The organism is Pseudomonas kitaguniensis (genome assembly GCF_049199985.1).
In the GTDB taxonomy this organism is placed as follows: domain Bacteria; phylum Pseudomonadota; class Gammaproteobacteria; order Pseudomonadales; family Pseudomonadaceae; genus Aquipseudomonas; species Aquipseudomonas kitaguniensis.
This window is the reverse complement of record NZ_JBLZPT010000050.1, coordinates 1-1,716: the sequence shown is the minus strand read 5'-3', so window position 1 is coordinate 1,716 and position 1,716 is coordinate 1. Positions and strand designations below refer to the sequence as shown.

The following is a 1,716-nucleotide window of genomic DNA, read 5'->3' as shown; positions in this document are numbered from 1 at the left end:
TGTAGGTAATCTGACCGCCTTCGGTGACCGAATTGTTTGCGGTCAGAGTAACGGTGGTGGTGTCGATCGAATCGGCAATGGTGGTTACAGCCGGTGCAGTGTTCGGCACCAAGTTTTCAAAGTTACCGCCAGCCACACCGGTAATCGTAGTACTGACAATCGAGCCATTGGCGTAAACGTCGTTAGCTGGAGTATCCACGGCAACAGTGCCAACTGACTCACCCGCCTTAATAGTGATCACCGAGCCGTTGCTCAAGGTGACAGTCACTGGCGTCTGCGCTGGGTTAGTCAGGGTAGCGGTGTAAGTGATTTGACCGCCTTCGGTAACCGAATTGTTTGCGGTCAGCGTGACGGTGGTGGTGTCGATCGAATCAGCAATTGTAGTGACTGCAGGTGCAGTGTTCGGCACCAGTTTTTCGAAGTTACCGCCGGTTGCCGACGTAATCGTAGTACTGACCGTCGAGCCATTGGCGTAAACGTCGTTAGCCGGGGTATCGACGGCCACAGTACCAACCGACTCACCGGCCTTGATAGTGATTACCGAGCCATTGCTCAGGGTGACGTTTACCGGCGTCTGCGCAGGATTGGTCAAAGTAGCGGTGTAGGTAATCTGACCGCCTTCGGTGACCGAATTGTTTGCGGTCAGCGTGACGGTAGTAGTGTCGATCGAGTCTGCAATGGTGGTTACAGCAGGCGCTGTATTCGGCACCAAGTTTTCGAAGTTACCGCCGGTAGCCGAGGTAATCGTGGTACTGACAGTCGAGCCATTAGCGTAAACATCGTTGGCCGGGGTATCGACGGCTACAGTACCAACCGACTCACCCGCCTTGATAGTAATCACCGAGCCATTGCTCAAGGTGACCGCTACGGGTGTTTGCGCTGGATTAGTCAGCGTGGCGGTGTAAGTGATTTGACCGCCTTCGGTGATCGAATTATTTGCGGTCAGGGTAACGGTGGTGGTGTCGATCGAGTCGGCAATGGTGGTTACAGCAGGCGCTGTATTCGGCACCAGGTTTTCGAAGTTACCGCCGGTGGCATTGGTAATTGTGGTGCTAACGGTAGAACCGTTGTTGTAAACGTCGTTGGCCGGGGTTTCGAAAACAACAGTGCCATCGGATTTGCCCGCTTCAATAACGATGGTCTGCCCGTTGCTCAGGGTGACAGTCACTGGCGTTTGCGCTGGGTTAGTCAGCGTGGCGGTGTAAGTGATTTGACCGCCTTCGGTGACCGAGTTGTTTGCGGTCAGCGTGACGGTAGTGGTGTCGATCGAATCGGCAATGGTGGTTACAGCAGGCGCTGTATTCGGCACCAAGTTTTCGAAGTTACCGCCGGTAGCCGAGGTAATCGTGGTGCTGACGGTGGAACCATTGTTGTAAACATCGTTGGCCGGGGTATCGACGGCTACAGTACCAACCGACTCACCGGCTTTGATGGTAATCACCGAGCCATTGCTCAAGGTAACCGTTACTGGCGTCTGCGCTGGATTAGTCAGCGTGGCGGTGTAAGTGATTTGACCGCCTTCGGTGACCGAGTTGTTTGCGGTCAGAGTAACGGTGGTGGTGTCGATCGAGTCAGCAATCGTAGTGACAGCAGGCGCAGTGTTCGGCACCAAATTTTCGAAGTTACCGCCGGTAGCCGACGTAATCGTGGTGCTGACAGTCGAGCCATTGGCGTAAACGTCGTTAGCTGGAGTATCCACGGCCACGGTGCCAACCG

Annotated in this window: 1 protein-coding gene; it reads right to left on the bottom strand. The window is 54.7% G+C overall.

Features of this window, described 5'->3' with window-relative positions; all coding sequences use genetic code 11:
* Positions 1-1,716: immunoglobulin-like domain-containing protein (locus tag ACOZK9_RS27305; RefSeq protein WP_421556981.1), on the bottom strand; the 1,716-nt coding region annotated here is incomplete at both ends.